At 50.6% G+C, this 18900-nt stretch carries 14 protein-coding genes; 4 read left to right on the top strand and 10 right to left on the bottom strand.

The genetic code is table 11. The annotated features are described in order from the left end of the window. Window positions 1–201: 201 nt before the first annotated feature. The 8 genes from Q0231_RS02970 to Q0231_RS02935 form a co-directional block, all read right to left on the bottom strand. Window positions 202–2304: a methyl-accepting chemotaxis protein gene (locus Q0231_RS02970; protein ID WP_299344889.1), complete on the bottom strand. Its 2103-nt coding sequence runs from the start codon at window positions 2302–2304 to the stop codon at window positions 202–204. A gap of 245 nt (window positions 2305–2549) precedes the next feature. After that, window positions 2550–5075, bottom strand: a complete 2526-nt coding sequence (locus Q0231_RS02965) for a methyl-accepting chemotaxis protein (protein ID WP_299344886.1) — start codon at window positions 5073–5075, stop codon at window positions 2550–2552. 272 nt (window positions 5076–5347) lie between these two features. After that, window positions 5348–5764, bottom strand: a complete 417-nt coding sequence (locus tag Q0231_RS02960; RefSeq protein WP_299344883.1) for a F0F1 ATP synthase subunit epsilon — start codon at window positions 5762–5764, stop codon at window positions 5348–5350. Window positions 5765–5779: 15 nt separating this feature from the next. Then, window positions 5780–7210, bottom strand: coding sequence for a F0F1 ATP synthase subunit beta (gene atpD, locus Q0231_RS02955; protein ID WP_299344880.1), 1431 nt, complete (start codon window positions 7208–7210; stop codon window positions 5780–5782). Between the two features lie 18 nt (window positions 7211–7228). After that, window positions 7229–8104: a F0F1 ATP synthase subunit gamma gene (locus tag Q0231_RS02950; protein ID WP_299344877.1), complete on the bottom strand. Its 876-nt coding sequence runs from the start codon at window positions 8102–8104 to the stop codon at window positions 7229–7231. Between the two features lie 34 nt (window positions 8105–8138). After that, a complete protein-coding gene (atpA, locus tag Q0231_RS02945; protein ID WP_299344874.1) occupies window positions 8139–9671 on the bottom strand; it encodes a F0F1 ATP synthase subunit alpha in 1533 nt (510 codons plus the stop codon). Beyond that, entirely contained in the window at window positions 9671–10315 is a 645-nt protein-coding gene (locus tag Q0231_RS02940; RefSeq protein ID WP_299344871.1) for a F0F1 ATP synthase subunit delta, read from the bottom strand. Before Q0231_RS02940 ends, atpA begins: the two co-directional genes overlap by 1 nt. Before the next feature lie 175 nt (window positions 10316–10490). Then, entirely contained in the window at window positions 10491–12671 is a 2181-nt protein-coding gene (locus Q0231_RS02935) for a primosomal protein N' (RefSeq protein WP_269393592.1), read from the bottom strand. Between the two features lie 107 nt (window positions 12672–12778). On the opposite strand from Q0231_RS02935, the gene Q0231_RS02930 reads away from it, so the two are divergent. The 4 genes from Q0231_RS02930 to Q0231_RS02915 all read left to right on the top strand — a co-directional run bounded on the left by Q0231_RS02930 (window position 12779) and on the right by Q0231_RS02915 (window position 17161). Then, the gene (locus tag Q0231_RS02930; RefSeq protein WP_299344867.1) at window positions 12779–13711 is read left to right on the top strand and encodes a tyrosine recombinase XerC; all 933 of its coding nucleotides are present in this window, start codon (window positions 12779–12781) and stop codon (window positions 13709–13711) included. A gap of 224 nt (window positions 13712–13935) precedes the next feature. Continuing rightward, window positions 13936–15084 carry an acetylornithine deacetylase gene (gene argE / locus Q0231_RS02925; RefSeq protein ID WP_269393590.1) on the top strand — a complete coding sequence of 383 codons (1149 nt, stop codon included), beginning with the start codon at window positions 13936–13938 and terminating at the stop codon, window positions 15082–15084. A gap of 7 nt (window positions 15085–15091) precedes the next feature. Next, window positions 15092–16057 carry a DMT family transporter gene (locus Q0231_RS02920; protein WP_299344860.1) on the top strand — a complete coding sequence of 322 codons (966 nt, stop codon included), beginning with the start codon at window positions 15092–15094 and terminating at the stop codon, window positions 16055–16057. 81 nt (window positions 16058–16138) lie between these two features. Then, the gene (locus Q0231_RS02915; RefSeq protein WP_299344857.1) at window positions 16139–17161 is read left to right on the top strand and encodes a TraB/GumN family protein; all 1023 of its coding nucleotides are present in this window, start codon (window positions 16139–16141) and stop codon (window positions 17159–17161) included. 42 nt (window positions 17162–17203) lie between these two features. Here Q0231_RS02915 and Q0231_RS02910 read toward each other — a convergent pair whose 3' ends face one another. Both Q0231_RS02910 and Q0231_RS02905 read right to left on the bottom strand, forming a co-directional pair. Then, a complete protein-coding gene (locus Q0231_RS02910) occupies window positions 17204–18202 on the bottom strand; it encodes a threonine/serine dehydratase (RefSeq protein WP_299344854.1) in 999 nt (332 codons plus the stop codon). Between the two features lie 80 nt (window positions 18203–18282). Next, window positions 18283–18900: FAD-dependent oxidoreductase (locus Q0231_RS02905; protein WP_299344851.1), on the bottom strand; the 618-nt coding region annotated here is incomplete at its 5' end.

Genomic DNA, 18900 nt, shown 5'->3' with positions numbered 1-18900 from the left:
AGCAAGTGCAAGGTTGCTGCGTCAGCAGGCGTTGTTCGCGGAGAAACAAAGCCCGCACCGCGTTTCAAATTCAAGCGCGTGTTCATGGTCAGCACTTCGGCTGCAGCTTTGAGCCGCTAGGCCCCAGATTTTCTTAATTGCACAGCCAATGCCCACCTTGTTTTCAAGGTGGGCTTTTTGTCGACTACAGTTGGCAGAACACTAGAAACCCTGCCACTCGTCATCAGGTTCTTTCACGGCAGCATTGCCGTGGCTGAGATAGGCTTTGGCGGCCTGTTGTTGCAACCCGCGTGCATCTTGTTGAGGTGGCGTTTGTGGTGTGGGGCGTTCCTCTGGTGCTTGCTCAGATGATACTGGCGCTTGGCTCGCATCAAGTCGGAACTGTTCCACCACCCGATCAAGTTCTGAAGCTTGGCTTTCGGTCTGATCAATCGCTGCATTGGTTTCTTCAACCAAGGCCGCATTGTGCTGGGTCATCTCATCCATTTCGCGGATGGAGTGAGAAATATCGTTGATCGATGTGGCCTGTTCTTGGCTTTCGCGCGCAATCTCATCCATGAGCGCGGTAACCCCTTTAACGCTTTCCACAATGCCGTCTAGGTTCTCAGAGGCTTGTGATACCAATTTGGTGCCCCCATCAACCTCAGCCCCAGATTGTTCAATCAACACCTTCACTTCAGATGACGCTTGGGCAGCAGACTGGGCCAAACGACGCACTTCAACCGCCACAACCGCAAAGCCCTTGCCCGCTTCTCCGGCACGTGCCGCTTCAACAGAAGCATTTAGGGCCAGCAAGTTGGTTTGAAAGGCAATATCGTCAATCATCCCGATAATGTCAGAGATCTTATTGGAAGAAGCTGTGATGCGCTGCATGGCTTTATTGGCCTCTGCCATCACCTCGCCGCCCCGTTCCGCCACTTGGCTGGCTTCCCCAGCTGAAACCTGGGCCCGCTTGGCCCGCTCGGTATTGTCGCGCACGGTTTCGGCCAATTGCTCGGTCGCCGCTGAGGTTTCTTCAATCGAAGCGGCTTGACGGGTGGTGCGTTCAGACAAATCGTTGGCACCAGACAGGATCTCCCCCGTTGCGGTTTTAAGCGCCCGTGAAGTAGCGCGCAGGCTCGAGATCACCTCGGTCAGCTTATCTCCCACCCGGTTGGTGTCATTCTTCAATTGCAAGAAGGCGCCTTGATAGTCCCCTTCCATGCGCATGGTCAGGTCGGTATTGGCCAATGCGGCCAAAACTTCGCCGGTTTCGGTGACGCCTCGGTCTACCGTTGCCACCAAGTCGTTCACCCCATGGGCCAAACGATTAAGTTCTTCATCGGGGAATTCCGCTTCCACCCGGCGGGTGAAATCACCCGCAACCGCTGCGTCCACAACTTCGCCAAAGGCACGTTGCAGTTCTTGCATCATATCCGCACGTTCCACCATGCGCTGCTTGGAGGCCATCTTCTCTTCTTCGGTCATTTCATTCACCCGAAGTCCATTGGCCCGGAAAACCTCAACCGCCCGCGCCATCTCGCCAAGTTCGTTGGTTTTTTGAGTGTAAGGTACCTCATAGTCATAATCGCCATTGGCAATTTCTGTCATTGCTTCTGAGATGCGGGGAATTGGACGCATCATAATGCGTGACACAACGAACGCAGCAACAGCCATCACCCCAAGAACCGCAAGCGATACCACCACGATGAGTTGCAGGGTGGCCATAACTTGACCTTCAAAGTCCGCGATTGGTGCACCAACAAAAACGGCACCGATAACATTGGCCTTTTTGTCTTGGATGGGCTGATAGACCGCAAAGAACTTGGTGCCCCTAATCATCACACGGCCGGCAAATTGCTCGTTAAGGATCAAACGTTCATACGCGGGGTTGCTCGCGTCTAATACATATTCCTTGTCGCGCACACCTTCTTCAATTTCAACCGTTGTGGTGAACTGCTCAAACCCTTCAACTTCAGGGTTGAACACCATAAGTGAAACAGGTCCGCGTGTTACCGCGCCAATTGACTCCACCATGTCATCCGTGCGCAACTTGGGCATACGGAAGGTGGTGATTGTTTTAACCTCACCGCTTTCGTCACGCCCCATATCGGAGCCTGGCATCTGCGTTTCAAGAATGGCAATGGTTGTGCGCATATTGGCCAGCTGTGAGGCGCGCGCTTGCTCCATTACATTAGATGAAATCTGAAAATAGATAGCGGTCGCCACCGCTGCAATTGAGAGCGCAATACTGAGTACAACAAACAATGCAATTGATGTTGTGAGTTTAGGCGAACCGATTCGAAAGCGAAGTTTGTTTTGCATATTCTGCTGTGCTGTAACGCTATATACGCGCGCTCTTTGCACATCCCTCGTGGCTACTCTTTTGTCTGAGTGTAAGCCAGCTTAGTAAATTCAACTTTAATGAAGTAAGTGCCGGATAACTAACAATAAATCTCTCAATAGCCGGTTTTCACCAACAAAAACCCACTAGTTTCACTTCCGATTGACGCAATAAAAAGGGGCACTCAACAGATGAGCGCCCCCTAAAATTTCAGAATTGGTGTTGACTAGAACTGCTGCCACTCGGCGTCCATATCAACGGCCGCATTGCCTTGGCTTATATAGGATTTTGCAACCTTTTGTGCTTTGGCTTGAATGGCCTTGATGCCGTTTTCGGGCGGCAATTCGTTTGGCACCTGATTGTTTGCACCTACAGGCAGACGGCGTTGACCACCATCATGGGTTACAAACACATCAACGATCCGATCAAGTTCAGCTGCTTGGCCTTCTGTCTGCTCAATGGCTGCGTTGGTTTCTTCAACCAATGCTGCATTGTGCTGAGTGGTTTCATCCATCTCACGAACAGCGGTATTGATCTGTTCAATTGCTGAAGCTTGGGATTTGCTCTTATCAGCAATAGAAACCATCAATTCGTTGTTGGTCCGTGCTGCATCCAGCATAACGCCAAGGTTGTCAGAGGCTTGTGAAACAAGTTTTGTACCGCCGTCAACTTCGTTTACGGATTGCTCAATCAGCACTTTCACGTCCGAAGAGGCTGTGGCAGCAGACTGAGCAAGACGACGCACCTCAACCGCAACAACGGCAAAGCCTTTGCCCGCTTCACCCGCCCGCGCGGCTTCAACTGAAGCGTTCAGGGCAAGCAAGTTGGTCTGGAAAGCGATATCATCAATCATGCCAATGATATTAGAAATCTTGTTCGAGCTTTCCGTAATGCGCTCCATAGCCTCATTGGCCTGACGCATGACATCGCCACCTTCTTCAGCCGTAGCACGAACTTTATCCGCAATATCGCTGGCGCTTTCCGCTTCTTTAGCGTTTTCCAAAACCGTATCTGCCAATTGCTCCATGGCAGCAGAAGTTTCTTCAATCGTTGCGGCCTGGCGCGTGGTGCGTTCGGATAGATCATTGGCACCAGCCAAAATCTCACTGGTCGCGCTTTTCAGAGCGGTTGACGTCGTGCGCAATTGCCCCACAACATCTGTCAAACGATCCGCAACCCGGTTGGTATCATTCTTAAGCTGCAAGAATGCGCCTTCATAATTGCCTTCCATGCGCTTGGTAAGGTCAGTATTGGCCAAGGCCGCAAGCACTTCACCCGTTTCTTTAATGCCGCGGTCCACCGTATCGATCAAAGAATTCACGCTGCGTGACAATTTGACCATCTCATCATCTGCAATGTCTTCGCTAACCCGCTGCGAGAAATCGCCAGCCGCCGCCGCGCCAACAACGATCCCAAAGCTTTGTTGTAGCTCTTCCATCATTTCTTGGCGCTCAGCGAGGGCTTTTTGACGGGCTGCTTCTTCGACACCCAACTCAGCAACTTTGACAGCGTTTTCGCGGAACACCTCGACAGCGCGCGCCATTGAACCCAATTCATCAGACCGGTCAATGCCGTCAACTGTGACGTCCAAGTCGTTGTCTGCCAAAGCGCGCATTGTTTCTGTGATGTTCGACATGGGGCGCGTAATGGTGCGCGAAAAGAACCACCCTATCGCCGCAGTAATCAAAAGCAAGAAACTGCCGATTGCCAGCATTGTCCAGCGCATCGTATCAACCGAAGCCAGTGCTTCGGACTTTTCTTGCACAGCCAACACGGCCCAAGTGGTGCCTTCAAATTCCATTGGTGCGGCAGCAAAAAGCATAGATGCGTTTCGGTATTCGGTGAACTCACCATGCATTGCGTTACCGTTTATCACGGCGTCAACTTCTTGCGCTTTGAAGGTCGTTTGCAGGATATCATTGTCTTCGCTGAACGTTGAATCGTTGCGCATCAAATGATCTGCGCCCACAACCAAAGTTTCACCCGTTTCTCCTAAGCCAACCTTTGCGCCCATGATGGCGTTAATGCGATCAATGGGCATTTGGAAAACCAAAACCCCGATGCGCGTTTTGCCGTCAAAAATGGGTGTTGAAATGAAGCTTGCGGGGGCATCATTGCTGGGTTTGTAGGGTTCAAAATCTAAGAAGTAGCTTTCGCCCTTGTCCAAAGCGATACCGGCTCTAAAGGCATTGCCCAGATCAGTATCGGCCCACTGACCGCCACCAGTTTTGAAGTTGGTCGCATAATCAAGTTCTTTGAATACTGTATAAACAAGATCGCCTTGATCATCGAACAAGAAGATATCGTAATAGCCACGTTGGTTCAGCTGTTCGCGGAAAATACCGTGGTACTGCAAGTGGACATTGTCATATTTGGTACCACCGGGCGCGGCATCCAACAAATGCTTGGACCCAAGCTCGTTGGGGTTCTTCTTGATATAGGCATCTTGCAACAGTTTATCTTGGCTACCGCCAAGCGTATCCCAAGCTGTATCAAAAGCTTTAAGTGCCTCGACTGTGAACGGATTATCAGCGGTAAGCAAAAGGTCGGTTTGGAGATCTTCCAAATAGGCCTTCATTTCATGCGCTCGACCATCCGCAAGGGTCTCCAGTTTTTCAGTCTCAGCATGTGTAATTACTGAAGAACCAATCATGACCCCAGATATGCCCAATCCTAAGCCGACGGCGATCACGCCACCGATGACTAATGCGGGTAGTTTATGTGCAATCTTTAATCGAGATAAAACACTCATTCTTTTGACCTCTTCGACGACGCGCGAATCCCCCAACGCGTACACTTTGATTACAAGATGCCAGCCAACAAAAACCAAATGGTTAACACTTGGTATTGGCAATCTACTAAATACAACTTGGAAAAATACATCTTGATTTAGGGATACAATGTCGAATAGGGCGTTAACACGACATTACTAAATCCATCGAACAGCCCGTATTTTAAAAGTAAACAATAAAAAACCCGCGTACGAGGTACGCGGGTTCCAAATTTTACCAATGTTTGTGCTGCCTAGTTGGGCAAGCCCACAACATCAATTTCCATCAGCAGGTTCTTCCAGCCATCAAGCGCTGTCTGAGCATCTTGCTTTGCTTGGTCAGTTGTTGCACCATTAAGTGCTTCTTGTGCACTCACAATGGCCGCATCCAACTCACTTTTGTCAAAGTCAGCGCCCGTTTTTGCTTGTTCAGCAAGAATGGTCAGGCCTGCATCATTCACATCTGCAAAGCCGCCCTGCACATAGTAGGTACGCTCCGCACCACCAGAAGTCACCGTCACAAAGCCGGCTTTTAGCGTGGTCATCATCGCAGCATGGTCACCCATGACTGTAAAATAACCATCAGCACCTGGCACAGTGACGGCAGATGCCTGCTCACTTAGCACCAGACTTTCTGGTGAAACGATTTCGATTTTAATGCCTTCGGCCATTAAACCCTCGTTTCTTTATGCAGCAGCTGCTGCAAGTTTTTGTGCTTTCTTCACGGCGTCATCAATTGTGCCAACCATGTAGAATGCAGCTTCTGGAAGGTGATCATATTCACCCGCAACCAAGCCTTTAAACGCTTTAACCGTGTCTTCAAGACCAACAAAGATACCAGGCGTACCTGTAAAGATTTCCGCCACGTGGAATGGCTGAGACATGAAGCGTTCAATCTTACGGGCACGTGCCACAGTAAGTTTGTCTTCTTCAGAAAGCTCGTCCATGCCCAAAATCGCGATAATATCTTGAAGCGATTTATAACGCTGAAGGATTTCTTGAACATCACGTGCCACTTGATAGTGCTCTTCACCAACAACCTGTGGATCAAGAAGACGTGAGTTTGAATCAAGTGGATCCACCGCAGGGTAAATACCCTTTTCAGAAATCGCACGGTTCAAAACGGTTGTCGCATCCAAGTGAGCAAAGGTTGCCGCTGGTGCTGGATCGGTCAAATCATCGGCAGGCACGTAAACAGCTTGCACTGAAGTCACTGAACCTTTTGATGTTGTTGTAATCCGCTCCTGCATGGCACCCATGTCGGTCGCCAAAGTAGGCTGATAACCCACAGCTGAAGGAATACGTCCCAACAAAGCTGACACTTCTGAACCAGCTTGTGTAAAGCGGAAGATGTTATCAACAAAGAACAACACGTCTTGGCCTTCATCACGGAACTGTTCCGCAATGGTCAAACCAGTCAATGCCACACGAGCACGTGCTCCTGGGGGTTCATTCATTTGGCCGAACACAAGCGCGCATTTTGAGCCTGCGCAGCCTTTTTCTTTGTTCACACCTGATTCAATCATTTCCCAGTAAAGGTCATTACCTTCACGTGTGCGCTCACCAACGCCCGCAAACACAGAATAACCACCGTGATTGTTCGCAACGTTGTTGATCAACTCTTGAATAAGAACTGTCTTACCAACACCCGCACCACCGAAGAGGCCGATTTTACCGCCCTTCGCATATGGAGCCAGCAAATCCACAACCTTAATACCGGTCACAAGAATTTCAGCTTCTGGAGATTGCTCAACAAATTCTGGTGCTTCTTGGTGGATGGCGCGTTTTTCTTTGGTTTTAATCGGACCAGCTTCGTCAATCGGCTCACCGATAACGTTCATGATCCGGCCAAGTGTTTCAACACCAACTGGAATTGTAATGGCGGAACCAAGATCAACAACTTCTTGCCCGCGAACGAGCCCTTCAGATGTGTCCATCGCAATGGTACGTACTGTGTTTTCACCCAAGTGCTGGGCGACTTCCAATACCATCCGGTTGCCATTATTCATTGTTTCAAGCGCACCTAGAATTGGCGGTAGATCACCGTCAAATTCCACGTCCACAACCGCACCAATTACCTGCTTGATGCGTCCGACCTGTTTCGCTTTTGCTGCCATGGTCTGTCCTCGTTTGCCTTAGAGCGCTTCCGCGCCTGAGATAATTTCAATCAATTCTTTTGTGATCTGAGCTTGGCGCTGACGGTTGTAGCTAATTTCAAGCTTATTGATCATGTCACCAGCGTTACGGGTCGCATTGTCCATCGCGGACATTTTTGCACCCATTTCACCAGCCGCATTTTCAAGTAGCGCGTGGAAAATTTGCACAGACACATTACGTGGCAGCAAGTCTTCCAAAATAGCTTCTTCGCTTGGCTCATATTCATAATTTGTGGCTTCGCCGGTCTCTTCGTCTTGATCAAAAGAAGCGGGAATAAGCTGATGTGCCGTTGGCACTTGGCTAATCACAGATTTAAACTTTGAATAGAACAATGTCGCCACGTCATATTCGCCAGCATCAAACATGGCCAACACGCGATCGCCAATTTCCTTAGCATTCGCATAGCCAATTTGTTTGACTTCACGCAAGGTGATCAAACCTTCCATTTGGTCAGCGAACAAACGCTTCAAAACGTCATGTCCTTTTTTGCCAACACAAAGAATTTTGACTGTCTTGCCTTTTGCAATCAACTCATTCGCATGATCACGAGCAAGCCGTGCAATGGACGAGTTAAAGCCGCCACAAAGTCCACGCTCTGCGGATGCGACAATAAGCAAATGTGTCTGGTCTTTACCGTTTCCACCAAGTAGCTGCGGCGCACCGTCACGGCCCTTATAGGCCGCGGCCAAACCGGCGAGCACATCATTCATGCGCTCTGCGTATGGCCGGGCACTTTCAGCATTATCTTGCGCACGGCGCAGCTTTGCAGCTGCAACCATTTGCATTGCCTTGGTGATCTTCTGGGTCGATTTGACCGAAGATATCCGGTTTTTAAGGTCCTTCAATGAGGGCATAGCACCTCAGCTCCTTGTCAAAACCTAAAGATTGTTACGCTGCAAAGGTCTTGGCGTATCCGCCAATCGCTGAATGCAATTTCTCACGTGTGTCGTCAGAAATAGCTTTCTCTTTTGCAATCGTATCAAGCAAGTCTTTGTGTGTACCGCGCAATGCGCCAAGCAAACCTTGCTCGAACTTTTGCACGTCACGAACGCCAACGCTATCAATATAGCCTTCAACGCCTGCAAAGATCACTGCAACTTGCTCTTCAGTTTTAAGTGGTGAGAATTGTGGTTGCTTCAAAAGCTCCACCAAACGGGCACCACGGTTCAACATTTTCTGCGTCGCCGCATCAAGGTCAGAACCAAACTGAGCGAACGCTGCCATCTCACGATACTGAGCCAACTCACCTTTAACAGAACCAGCAACTTGCTTCATTGCTTTAATCTGCGCAGATGAACCCACACGAGAAACTGAAAGACCAACGTTAACCGCAGGACGGATACCTTGGAAGAACAAGTCTGTTTCCAAGAAGATCTGACCATCCGTGATCGAAATCACGTTCGTTGGAATATAAGCAGACACGTCGTTCGCTTGTGTTTCAATGATCGGCAAAGCGGTCAAAGAACCAGAACCGTGATCTTCGTTCAATTTCGCTGAACGCTCGAGCAAACGTGAGTGAAGATAGAAAACGTCACCAGGATAAGCTTCACGCCCAGGTGGACGACGAAGAAGAAGTGACATTTGACGATAAGCCACAGCTTGCTTTGAAAGGTCATCATAACCAATCACAGCGTGCATGCCGTTATCGCGGAAATATTCACCCATGGTACAGCCGGTAAACGGCGCCAAGAACTGCATTGGAGCAGGATCAGAAGCGGTTGCGGCAACAACGATAGAATATTCCATCGCGCCAGCGTCTTCCAAAGTCTTTACGAACTGAGCAACAGTTGAACGCTTTTGGCCAACAGCAACATAGATACAGTAAAGCTTCTCATTCTCGTCCTTACCCTGATGAGCAGGCTTTTGGTTCAAGAATGTATCAAGAAGAACAGCGGTTTTACCAGTTTGGCGGTCACCAATGATCAATTCGCGCTGGCCACGGCCAATCGGGATCATCGCATCAACAGCTTTCAAACCAGTCGACATTGGCTCATGCACAGACTTACGTGGCAAAATGCCAGGTGCCTTAACATCCACAAGCTTACGTGTTTTTGACTTAATTGGGCCCTTGCCATCAATTGGGTTGCCCAAACCATCAACAACGCGACCAAGCAATTCTTTGCCAACAGGAACGTCAACAATTGCGCCAGTACGCTTAACGGTGTCGCCTTCTTTAATGGCACGGTCAGAACCAAAGATAACAACACCTACGTTGTCAGCTTCAAGGTTCAAGGCCATCCCTTTAATGCCGCCTGGGAACTCAACGAGCTCACCAGCCTGAACATTGTCAAGGCCATATACACGAGCAATACCGTCACCGACGGAGAGTACTTGCCCAACTTCTGAGACTTGCGCCTCTTTCCCAAAATCTTTGATTTGATCTTTGAGAATGGCAGAAATTTCTGCAGCTTTAATATCCATTAGCCGACCTCTTTCATGGCGATCTTCATGGCTGTCAATTTCGTCTTGAGCGAGGAATCGATCATTTGAGAACCAACCTTAACGATTAGTCCGCCAATAAGATCAGCATCCACATGCTGCTCAAGCGTGACATCCTTACCAATTTTCTCTTTCAGAGCCTTAGCAAGGCTGTCCTGGTGTGCTTTCGAAAGCGGCTGAGCAGAGGTAACCTCGGCGTGAACTTCACCCCGATCCTTTGCAGCAAGCGCTTTGAACTGAGAAATCATTTGCGGCAACGCGAACAGACGTTGGTTCTTTGCCACAAGATTTAAGAAATTTGCTGATAGGCCCTTAAGTTTGGCCTTTTTGATCAATGCTTCGACAACTGCTGTTTTGTCGTCGCCAGAAATTACTGGGCTTTTCAAAAAAGCAGTAAAGTCTGTGCTGTCATTGATCAGCTTCAAAAGGCTATCAAGAGCCTTTTCAACACCCGCAATATCACTTGCATCAGACGCTAAATCAAACAGCGCCGACGCGTACGGCCGGGCGATTGTTACGAGAACCGAGTTTTGTGCGCTCAAAGCCTCTATACCCCAATCAATTGCAAAAATTCGTCTTACCTGTCCCGTCGAGCGACCGCCCGCGATACCGGCACGAATTTTCATGGTGTTAGGAGGCTGACGCTCGCGCCCTCCTCAGATATCGCGCACCGTCTACCATAAGCATTTAGGCCGCGCAATAGACAGGAGGCGAAAATTGGGCAGACTCATTTGCAGTTGGGCACTTTTTGTGAATTTTACACAAAGTTTGGCATCAAACTGTCAAAACTAGCGCCGACTCTCAATAAAAGCTCATCGGGTCAATATCGACCTGCACCCGCAAGTTCCCGGTAACTTTTGGCCCTTCTTGCAACCAAAAACGCACATATCCGGACAGATCGAAATGCTTGTCAGCCTGCACCAAAAGCCGCACCCTGTGTCGCCCCCGAACCATCGCCACGGGCGCATCTGCTGGACCAAACAATTTCAGCTTCGCTTCATCTGGCGCTTTTGGGGCCATAACCGCTAACCCGCGCGCATGGCCAAACGCCACTTCATGTTCAGTTGCCGATATGATTAGCGCAGCCAAACGGCCAAAGGGCGGCAATCCCGCCGATTCGCGCGCCTTTAGCTCATGTTTATAGAATGCCTCACGGTCACCGCGCACCATCGCCTGCATCACCGCGTGCTCGGGTACATAAGTCTGCAAAAATGCTCGCCCGGCCTTGCCTATCCGTCCGGCACGGCCCGTTACCTGGGTCAATATTTGAAATGTCTTTTCTGCCGCTCGCGGATCCCCATGGGCCAAACCCAAATCCGCATCCAGCACCCCAACCAAATTCAGCTTGGGGAAATGGTGCCCTTTGGCCACCAATTGCGTGCCAATGATCAGATCGTAATCACCTCGCGCGATCTCTTCAAACCGCTCACGTGCCGCAACGATGCCCCCCATATCAGACGAAAGGATAACACGCCGCGCTTCAGGAAAACGCCGCGCGGCTTCCTCAGCGATTCGCTCAATACCCGGACCGATGGGAATAAGCGATTCTTCTGCCCCACACTCTTTACATGTTTTGGGTTTTTGCACTTCGTGCCCGCAATGATGACACGATAAGACACCTCGAAACCGATGTTCCACCAACCAGGCTGAACAATCAGGACACTGATATTGATATCCACAATCCCGGCACAGAGTCAGTGGCGCATATCCACGCCGATTGAGGAACAAAAGAACCTGTTCTTTTTTCTCCAACGCGCCAAAAATCTCACGCGCCAATTTGGGCGCAATCCATTCGCCCTTTTCTGGCCCGTCTTCTTTCATGTCGATGGCGGTAATATCGGGCATTTTTGCGTCTGCAAATCGACCGAGCATTTTCACATGGGCATAACGCCCCTGATCCGCATTGTTGCGACTTTCAACTGACGGGGTCGCTGACGACAGGATCACCCGTGCCTTCGCTAGATGGGCCCGCACCACCGCCATATCCCGCGCATGATAGTTCACGCGATCTGCTTGCTTGAACGCCGTATCATGTTCTTCGTCGATCACGATCAAACCAAGATCAGGATAGGGCAAAAACAATGCTGAACGCGCACCCACAACCGCTTGCACTTTACCCCGCGCCACCGACCGCCACATCCGTGCGCGCTGCACCGGGGTCATATCCGAATGCCATTCCCCCGGCCGGGCGCCAAACCGATCTTCAAAGCGCTTCAAGAAGGTGTGGGTCAATGCAATCTCAGGCAACAGGATCACCGCCTGCCGCCCAGCGCGCAAACAATCAGCCACCGCTTCAAAAAACACTTCGGTTTTACCCGAACCTGTGACCCCATCCAAAAGCGCCACACCAAATTCGTTTGGGCTTTGCTCGCGCAACAATTCAAGCGCAGCCTGTTGCTCATCATTTAGCACCAAAGGCGCATGATCTGAGTTTGGCGGTTGCACAATCGGGGGCGGTGGCACAAAGCTTTGCTCCAACACCCCGAGTTTCACCATGCCTTCGATTACCGAAGGGCTAACGCCTGTTTCCCCCACCAGCGCCCGCTTTTGCCAAGCAAAACCATCTTCCATCACATCAATCACCCGTTGACGGGCTGAGGTCATGCGCTCGGGCAAAACCCCTGAGAACCGATAAACGGCAATCGGTTTATCGTCGCCAAAGGCTTCGGGCGAACGCAAAACCCCGCGCAGAACCATTCCAGGTTGCGCCAAAGTATATTTGGCGATCCAATCAACAAGCGCCATCAGCTCTTCGGTCAAGGGCGGTGTATCAAAAGCGAAGTCAATGTCTTTAAGTCGATTGTGCGCCACTTGGTCTTTGGGCTCGCCCCACACAACTCCCATCACCTTGCGCGGTCCCAAGGGCACCTGCACAACAGAGCCACGGCTCACGTTCATCCCCTCCGGCACCCGATAGGAATATGGTCTATCAACAGCAACGCTGACCATAACGGATACTATGTCGGCAGAAATTTGGCCCATCAGATGCTTTCTAAGAATCGTTTGTGACTTAGAGCCTAAATCGTGACCGTCAAAAAAACGAGGGCGATTTCAATTTTGGTAAGCAAGCAGCACCTATAATTGGCGGTATGAATGAGCTGTTGATCAACAAAGACAAAAAAGTCGCCCACTGGCTTGGCCAATGGCAAGACGAATTATCCTCGCTTCGCCGCTTAAGCGACAAAACCCTTGTTGCTTATGATCGTGACGTGGAGCAAATGCTAACGTTTTTCACGCATCATTTCGGCGCGCCTGTATCCGCAAAAACCTTAAATTCCTTCACCCCTGCCGATTGGCGCGCGTTCATGTCGAACCGCCGCCAAACCGGGGTGTGCAATGCCACCATGGCGCGCGGACTTTCGGGCATCAAAAGTTTTTTTACTTTTTTGGAAAAAGAGGGCCATGCCCCCGCAGACAGTTTGGCCGCAATAAAAGCGCCAAAGAAAAAGCAAACCCTACCCAAAGCCCTTACCGCAATCGACGCGAAAAAGTTGGTCGATCAAGGCGACATGTTGGACGACGAACCTTGGATCGCTGCACGCGACATCGCCGTGATGGCGCTATGTTATGGCGCGGGCTTGCGCATATCCGAAGCATTGGCATTGACCGCCAATGACCTTAAAGACCAAAAAACCCTGCGCATCACCGGCAAGGGCAATAAAACCCGCATGGTTCCCGTGCTCAGCGCAATCCACGATGCCATAACCGATTATCAAAAGAGCTGCCCTTATCACCCAAATGACAACGACCCGATTTTTCGGGGCGCACGCGGCGGGCCATTGAGCCCTCGGCTCGTGCAGCTCAAAATGCAAAAATTGCGCTCCGCTTTTGGCCTGCCCAATTCAGCAACGCCCCACGCGCTTAGACACAGCTTTGCCACCCACCTTTTGGCCGGTGGCGGAGATCTGCGCGCCATCCAAGAACTGCTCGGTCACGCGTCCCTTTCCACCACGCAAATCTACACAAAAGTCGACACTGCCCAACTCATGGACGCCTATCTTAAGGCGCATCCGCGCTCCTAGACTTTAAACCGTGCCGGCATTTTATAGGACCAATCATTTTCCAGATTGACCAAATCAACCGCCCATAATGGCCTCAAACATCTAGCGCTGCGCCACACTTGTTCGCCAATGCTAGAAAACCACTCGTTTTCATGCATTTTGCATTGGCACAACCATTTCTTTGACACTAGACTGCCCCTCCGCACCTTTGGTCGCTCGACCACCCATATGCACAGGAGAGAACGGTGGAACATGTCAAAGCCATGATTGCGCGTCTTGTGGCGCACGATACGGTATCGTCAAAGTCGAACTTACCTCTTATCCATGACGTAAAAGCCTATTTGGCCGAACTTGGTATCAATAGCCACTTGGTGCCAAATGAAGATGGCAGCAAATCCAATCTTTATGCCACCATTGGGCCAAATGTGGATGGTGGCATTATATTGAGCGGCCACACTGACGTGGTGCCGGTGGAGGATCAAGATTGGTCCACCAACCCATTTGAAGTGGTGGAAAAGGATAACCGCCTTTATGGTCGCGGCACCTGCGACATGAAAGGCTTTTGCGCCATTGGTTTGGCGCTTATCCCTGAAATGCTCAAAAGCGACCTCAAACGCCCCATCCATATCGCTTTGTCTTATGATGAAGAACTGGGCTGTTTGGGCGCGCCCTTCATGATCAAGGAAATGGCAAAAAACCTACCCCAAATCGATGCCGTGATTGTGGGCGAACCCACCAACATGCAAGTGGCCGAAATGCACAAGGGCGTTTACGCCTCCACCATCCATGTGCGCGGACTAGAAGCCCACTCAAGCCAGACCCATTTGGGCGTCAGCGCCACACGCTATGCCGCAAAGATCATCAATTTCATCAATGACCTGCACGATGAATTATTGGCCAACCCATATGTTGGACTGCCCCTTTCCCCGAACCATTCCACTTTGAATGTCGGAAAAGTCCATGGCGGTATCGCAGACAATATCGTCGCCCGCGATTGCACATTTACCTATGACTATCGGGTACTCCCCCAAGAAGACCATGCCGCCATCGTAAAAAGAATTGACGCCTTAATCGCCGAACTTGAAAAAGAAATGCAGGCCAAACACGCGGACTGCTCGATCACCCAAACCGTGGTCTGGACCCCTGGCTTTGCCGCCCCAGAAGAAGATGTGGCCAAAAGCCTTGCGATGCGGTTGGCGGGTAAAAATGAAACAATTGGCGTACCCTACGGCACAGAGGCCGGACAGTTTCAAACTGACGGCGGGTTTTCCACCATCGTATGTGGCCCCGGCTCAATCGATCAAGCCCACAAGCCAGATGAATATATCGAACTCAGCCAGGTTGAATTAGGCGTGCAATTCATCCGCGATCTTATCGCTCATCAATCCAAATAGGCACATTATGTCGACCACTTCTGGCACTTCTGGCAATAAAATCATCCTTGGCTATTTAATCGGCGCGCTTGGTGCGAGCTTTTTCGCCACAAAAGGCATTCTGATCAAGCTGGCGCTGATCGAAAACGTCGACGCCATTACCACGCTTACATGGCGCATGATCATCGCACTGCCGTTCTTCATTTTAATCGGTTACTTTGGCTATCGCCGCCGTGTTGCCCAAACAAAGGGCAAACTGCTCACCTGGAAAGCATTGGCAACCGTTGGGGCCATCGGCGCGCTAGGCTATTATTTAGCATCCTATTTGGACTTTGCCGGCCTGACCTATATCTCCGCGCAATTTGATCGATTGATTTTGCTGACCTACCCCATTTTTGTGGTGCTGATTGGCGCCATTTTCCAAGGCCGCCCCCTCCAACCAAAAATGCTGATCGCCCTCTTTATTTCATACGGCGGATTGGCCGTCATCTTTGCCCGAGATCTGCAATTGGATGGCCACTCAACCATCATCGGCGCGTCCCTCGTTCTGGGCGCGGCTCTGTCTTATGCGGTCTATCAAGTGCTGGCCAAACCCCATATTGACCGCATCGGCGCACGGCTGTTCACTTCGATTGCCATGACTGCCGCAGGGCTGGTGGTGATCGTTCACTTTTTCATCGTCAACGATTTAAGTGACTTGTCTTTGCCGCCGCGCGCCATGATGCTTATGTTTGCGGTTGCCACAATTTCAACAGTTGTGCCTGCCTATTTGATCTCAATAAGCATTGGCATGGTGGGGCCAGAGCCCACTGCCGTGATTGGCAATGTTTCAACGCTTGTGACCATCGGTTTAGCGGTCTCTGTTTTGGGTGAACCCTTCACCATTTGGCACGCAGCCGGGGCCGCAATGGTGCTGATCGGCGTGATCAGTTTCACCCAAATGGATCGGGTGGCCAAAGAGGCGGCAGCCCGCAAGGTACAAATTCCGTCCTAAAAACCATTTGGTCATTGCATTGCTATGATCCAAACCCACATTTAAAGGCAAAGGCCATTTCGATTTTGACGAGGAAGATTTATGTTTAAAACCATATTCGGTGCCGCTCTTACACTCAGCGCAGCATTTTCCATTCACCCCGCAATGGCCAGCACGGCCTGCACCCAAGCAAATCTTTATCAAGAGATGCAACAAATGGACCCCGCTGCCTATGCCAATATTAAGGCTCAGGCCGACGCAACAGCCAATGGGCGCGGCCTATTTTGGAAAATAAGCCACGAGGATGATGCACATGTGTCGTGGATTTACGGCACCATGCACAAATCCGACGAGCGGATTTTGGATTTACCCAAAAATGTTGAAACCGCACTTATGTCAGCCGACACATTCGTGGGCGAATTGGATGGATCCAAAACCGCCTACGAAATGGGCATCATCATGGGCGGATCGCCCGAATTGATGTTTCAACAAGATGGCGCAAAACTTAGTGACAATCTTAGCGCTGAAACAGTGGCTGAAGTGGACAAATTGCTGAACGAGCGCGGTTCAGATTTTGACCAGATTGAACCCATGCAGCCTTGGCTAAGCGCCTCCCTGCTCGCCTTTAGCATGTGTGACGTAGAAAAAGGCCTGTCCGACACCAATTTCCTTGATGTGGTCATGGAAAATAAAGCCCGTGACGCAGGTAAAACCGTGGTTGGCCTAGAAACCGTACGCGACCAGATTGAAGCCATCGATCAAATCGACAAAAGCTTCTTTTATAAATCTCTTGATGACGCGGCCCAGCAACATCGCGATGGTGTTTTTGATGACATTTTGCAAACTGCAGCCGAGCTGTATTTGGACGAAGAAATCGGCGTTATGCTGCCTCTGATGATGCATTATTCCCATAGCCTAAAAGACGGGGAAGCAGACATGCTGAGTTTCCAGCGCGAGTTGCTCGATATCCGCAACCAAGGCATGGTGGAAAAATCGGTCGCCTTGCATGAACAAGGCTCCATTTTTGTTGCCGTCGGCGCCCTACATTTGGTCGGCGAAACCGGACTAGTCGAAGGCTTCCGCAACGCAGGCTATAGTGTTGAGCGGGTATTGTTGGAGCGTTAAAAATATCGGCCCCGCTTATGCGGGGTCACATATTGATTTCGCTTAGCCAAGCAACGCAGCCACATGGTCTTGCCCGCGCACGATTTGGCTTGCAAAAGTTGCGCTGTCAATATTCGCGCCGCACACAATAAGTGCATGCCGTTTGCCTGCAACCTTGTTGCGCAAGGGCCCAAGCGCTGCTGCAAGTGTTGCCCCTGCTGCGGGTTCAACCGCCAGTTTTAGCTCTTCTTGATAAAGCGCCTGCCCAGCACAAATTTGATCGTCGGTGACCGTAACCACCTCATCAACAAAGGCTTGGTTAAGGGCAAAACTGTAGGGCAGAGAATAGGGTGGCGCGAGACTATCAGCGATGGTGTTGATCTCATCCATAGTCACTGGTTCATTTGCATTTCGTGACGCGCTCATGGAGGCAGCGCCGGTTGGCTCAACCCCAAAGACTTTGCAGTTGGGGTTGATCAATTTCACGGCCGCTGCAACGCCCGAAATCAAACCGCCACCACCTATAGATACGATCACTGCATCCAAATCTTGAACGTCCTGCATCAATTCAAGGCCAACCCCTGCCGCGCCAAGGGTTGTGTTTACCCCTTCGAACGGATGGACAAAGGTGCGCCCTTCTTCTTTTTCCAAGCGCTGAACTTCACCAAATGCGGCGGCGATATCGTCACACAAAATAACTTCTGCCCCTTCAGCCTTAGAGCGTTCGATACGCAATGGATTTGCTGTTCTGGTCATTACAACTTTGGCGGAAATTCCAGCCTTTCGCGCCGCCCAACTGGCCGCAATCGCATGGTTTCCCGCACTGACCGCGGTAATACCATTTGCTTTTTGTGCGTTGGTTAAAGTGCTGATCACCGAAAGGGCGCCACGCGCTTTGAACGTGCCCGTATGTTGAAACAGTTCTAACTTCAAAAACAAGTCAAATCCCAACACATCCGCCAGTTTGGCCGATGTGGCCTGCACAGTAGGTGTGCGCAAAACCTGCCCCTCAAGTTGTGCGTAGCGCTGTTCAATCTCACTCAAAGTTGGCAACTCAGCCATTCATCCATCCCCACAAACAAAAAAGTGCCGGAGCATATCTCCGGCACTTCATTTAGATCACTTATTGAGCATAAGCTCAATTACATATGAATGGTGCCATCACCACAGCCCATTGCCGCTTCACGCACGGCTTCAGACATGGTGGGGTGAGCATGGCAGGTGCGGGCCAAATCTTCAGCCGAACCACCAAACTCCATCAACACAGCCAATTCATGAATAATTTCACCAGCGCCTTTACCGATGATATGTGCACCAAGAACACGGTCGGTGTTTTTGTCCGCAATGATTTTCACAAAACCATCTGTTGCCAGCATGGCCTTTGCACGACCATTGGCCGTGAAGTTGAACTTACCGATTTTATACTCGATGCCCGCCGCTTTCACGTCATCTTCAGTTTGACCAACTGAAGCCACTTCAGGGTTGGTGTAAACAACACCCGGGATGACACCATAGTTCACGTGCCCAGCTTGCCCCGCAATAATCTCAGCAACGGCCACACCCTCGTCTTCTGCTTTATGGGCCAACATCGGGCCTGCGATACAATCGCCTACCGCCCAAATACCCTCGGCTGAAGTTTTGAAATTATTAGTTTCAATCACGCCGCGCTTATCCAAGGTAACGCCCGCGTCTTCAAGTCCCAGACCATTTGTATAAGGACGACGACCAATCGACACCAAGACAACATCGGCTTCTATGTC

Origin of the sequence: uncultured Maritalea sp. (assembly GCF_937139385.1) — a bacterium.
In the GTDB taxonomy this organism is placed as follows: Bacteria; Pseudomonadota; Alphaproteobacteria; order Rhizobiales; family Devosiaceae; genus Maritalea; species Maritalea porphyrae_A.
This window is presented reverse-complemented; position numbering and strand designations above follow the sequence as displayed.

Excerpts from the sequence above, each read along its gene's own strand:
- Q0231_RS02935 (WP_269393592.1), bottom strand. The coding sequence starts at position 12,671 with ATGGGCCAAATTTCTGCCGACATAGTATCCGTTATGGTCAGCGTTGCT.
- Q0231_RS02965 (WP_299344886.1), bottom strand. The coding sequence starts at position 5,075 with ATGAGTGTTTTATCTCGATTAAAGATTGCACATAAACTACCCGCATTA.
- atpA (WP_299344874.1), bottom strand. The coding sequence starts at position 9,671 with ATGGATATTAAAGCTGCAGAAATTTCTGCCATTCTCAAAGATCAAATC.
- Q0231_RS02950 (WP_299344877.1), bottom strand. The coding sequence starts at position 8,104 with ATGCCCTCATTGAAGGACCTTAAAAACCGGATATCTTCGGTCAAATCG.
- Q0231_RS02970 (WP_299344889.1), bottom strand. The coding sequence starts at position 2,304 with ATGCAAAACAAACTTCGCTTTCGAATCGGTTCGCCTAAACTCACAACA.
- Q0231_RS02960 (WP_299344883.1), bottom strand. The coding sequence starts at position 5,764 with ATGGCCGAAGGCATTAAAATCGAAATCGTTTCACCAGAAAGTCTGGTG.
- Q0231_RS02910 (WP_299344854.1), bottom strand. The coding sequence starts at position 18,202 with ATGGCTGAGTTGCCAACTTTGAGTGAGATTGAACAGCGCTACGCACAA.
- Q0231_RS02915 (WP_299344857.1), top strand. The coding sequence starts at position 16,139 with ATGTTTAAAACCATATTCGGTGCCGCTCTTACACTCAGCGCAGCATTT.
- Q0231_RS02940 (WP_299344871.1), bottom strand. The coding sequence starts at position 10,315 with ATGAAAATTCGTGCCGGTATCGCGGGCGGTCGCTCGACGGGACAGGTA.
- Q0231_RS02920 (WP_299344860.1), top strand. The coding sequence starts at position 15,092 with ATGTCGACCACTTCTGGCACTTCTGGCAATAAAATCATCCTTGGCTAT.
- Q0231_RS02930 (WP_299344867.1), top strand. The coding sequence starts at position 12,779 with ATGAATGAGCTGTTGATCAACAAAGACAAAAAAGTCGCCCACTGGCTT.
- atpD (WP_299344880.1), bottom strand. The coding sequence starts at position 7,210 with ATGGCAGCAAAAGCGAAACAGGTCGGACGCATCAAGCAGGTAATTGGT.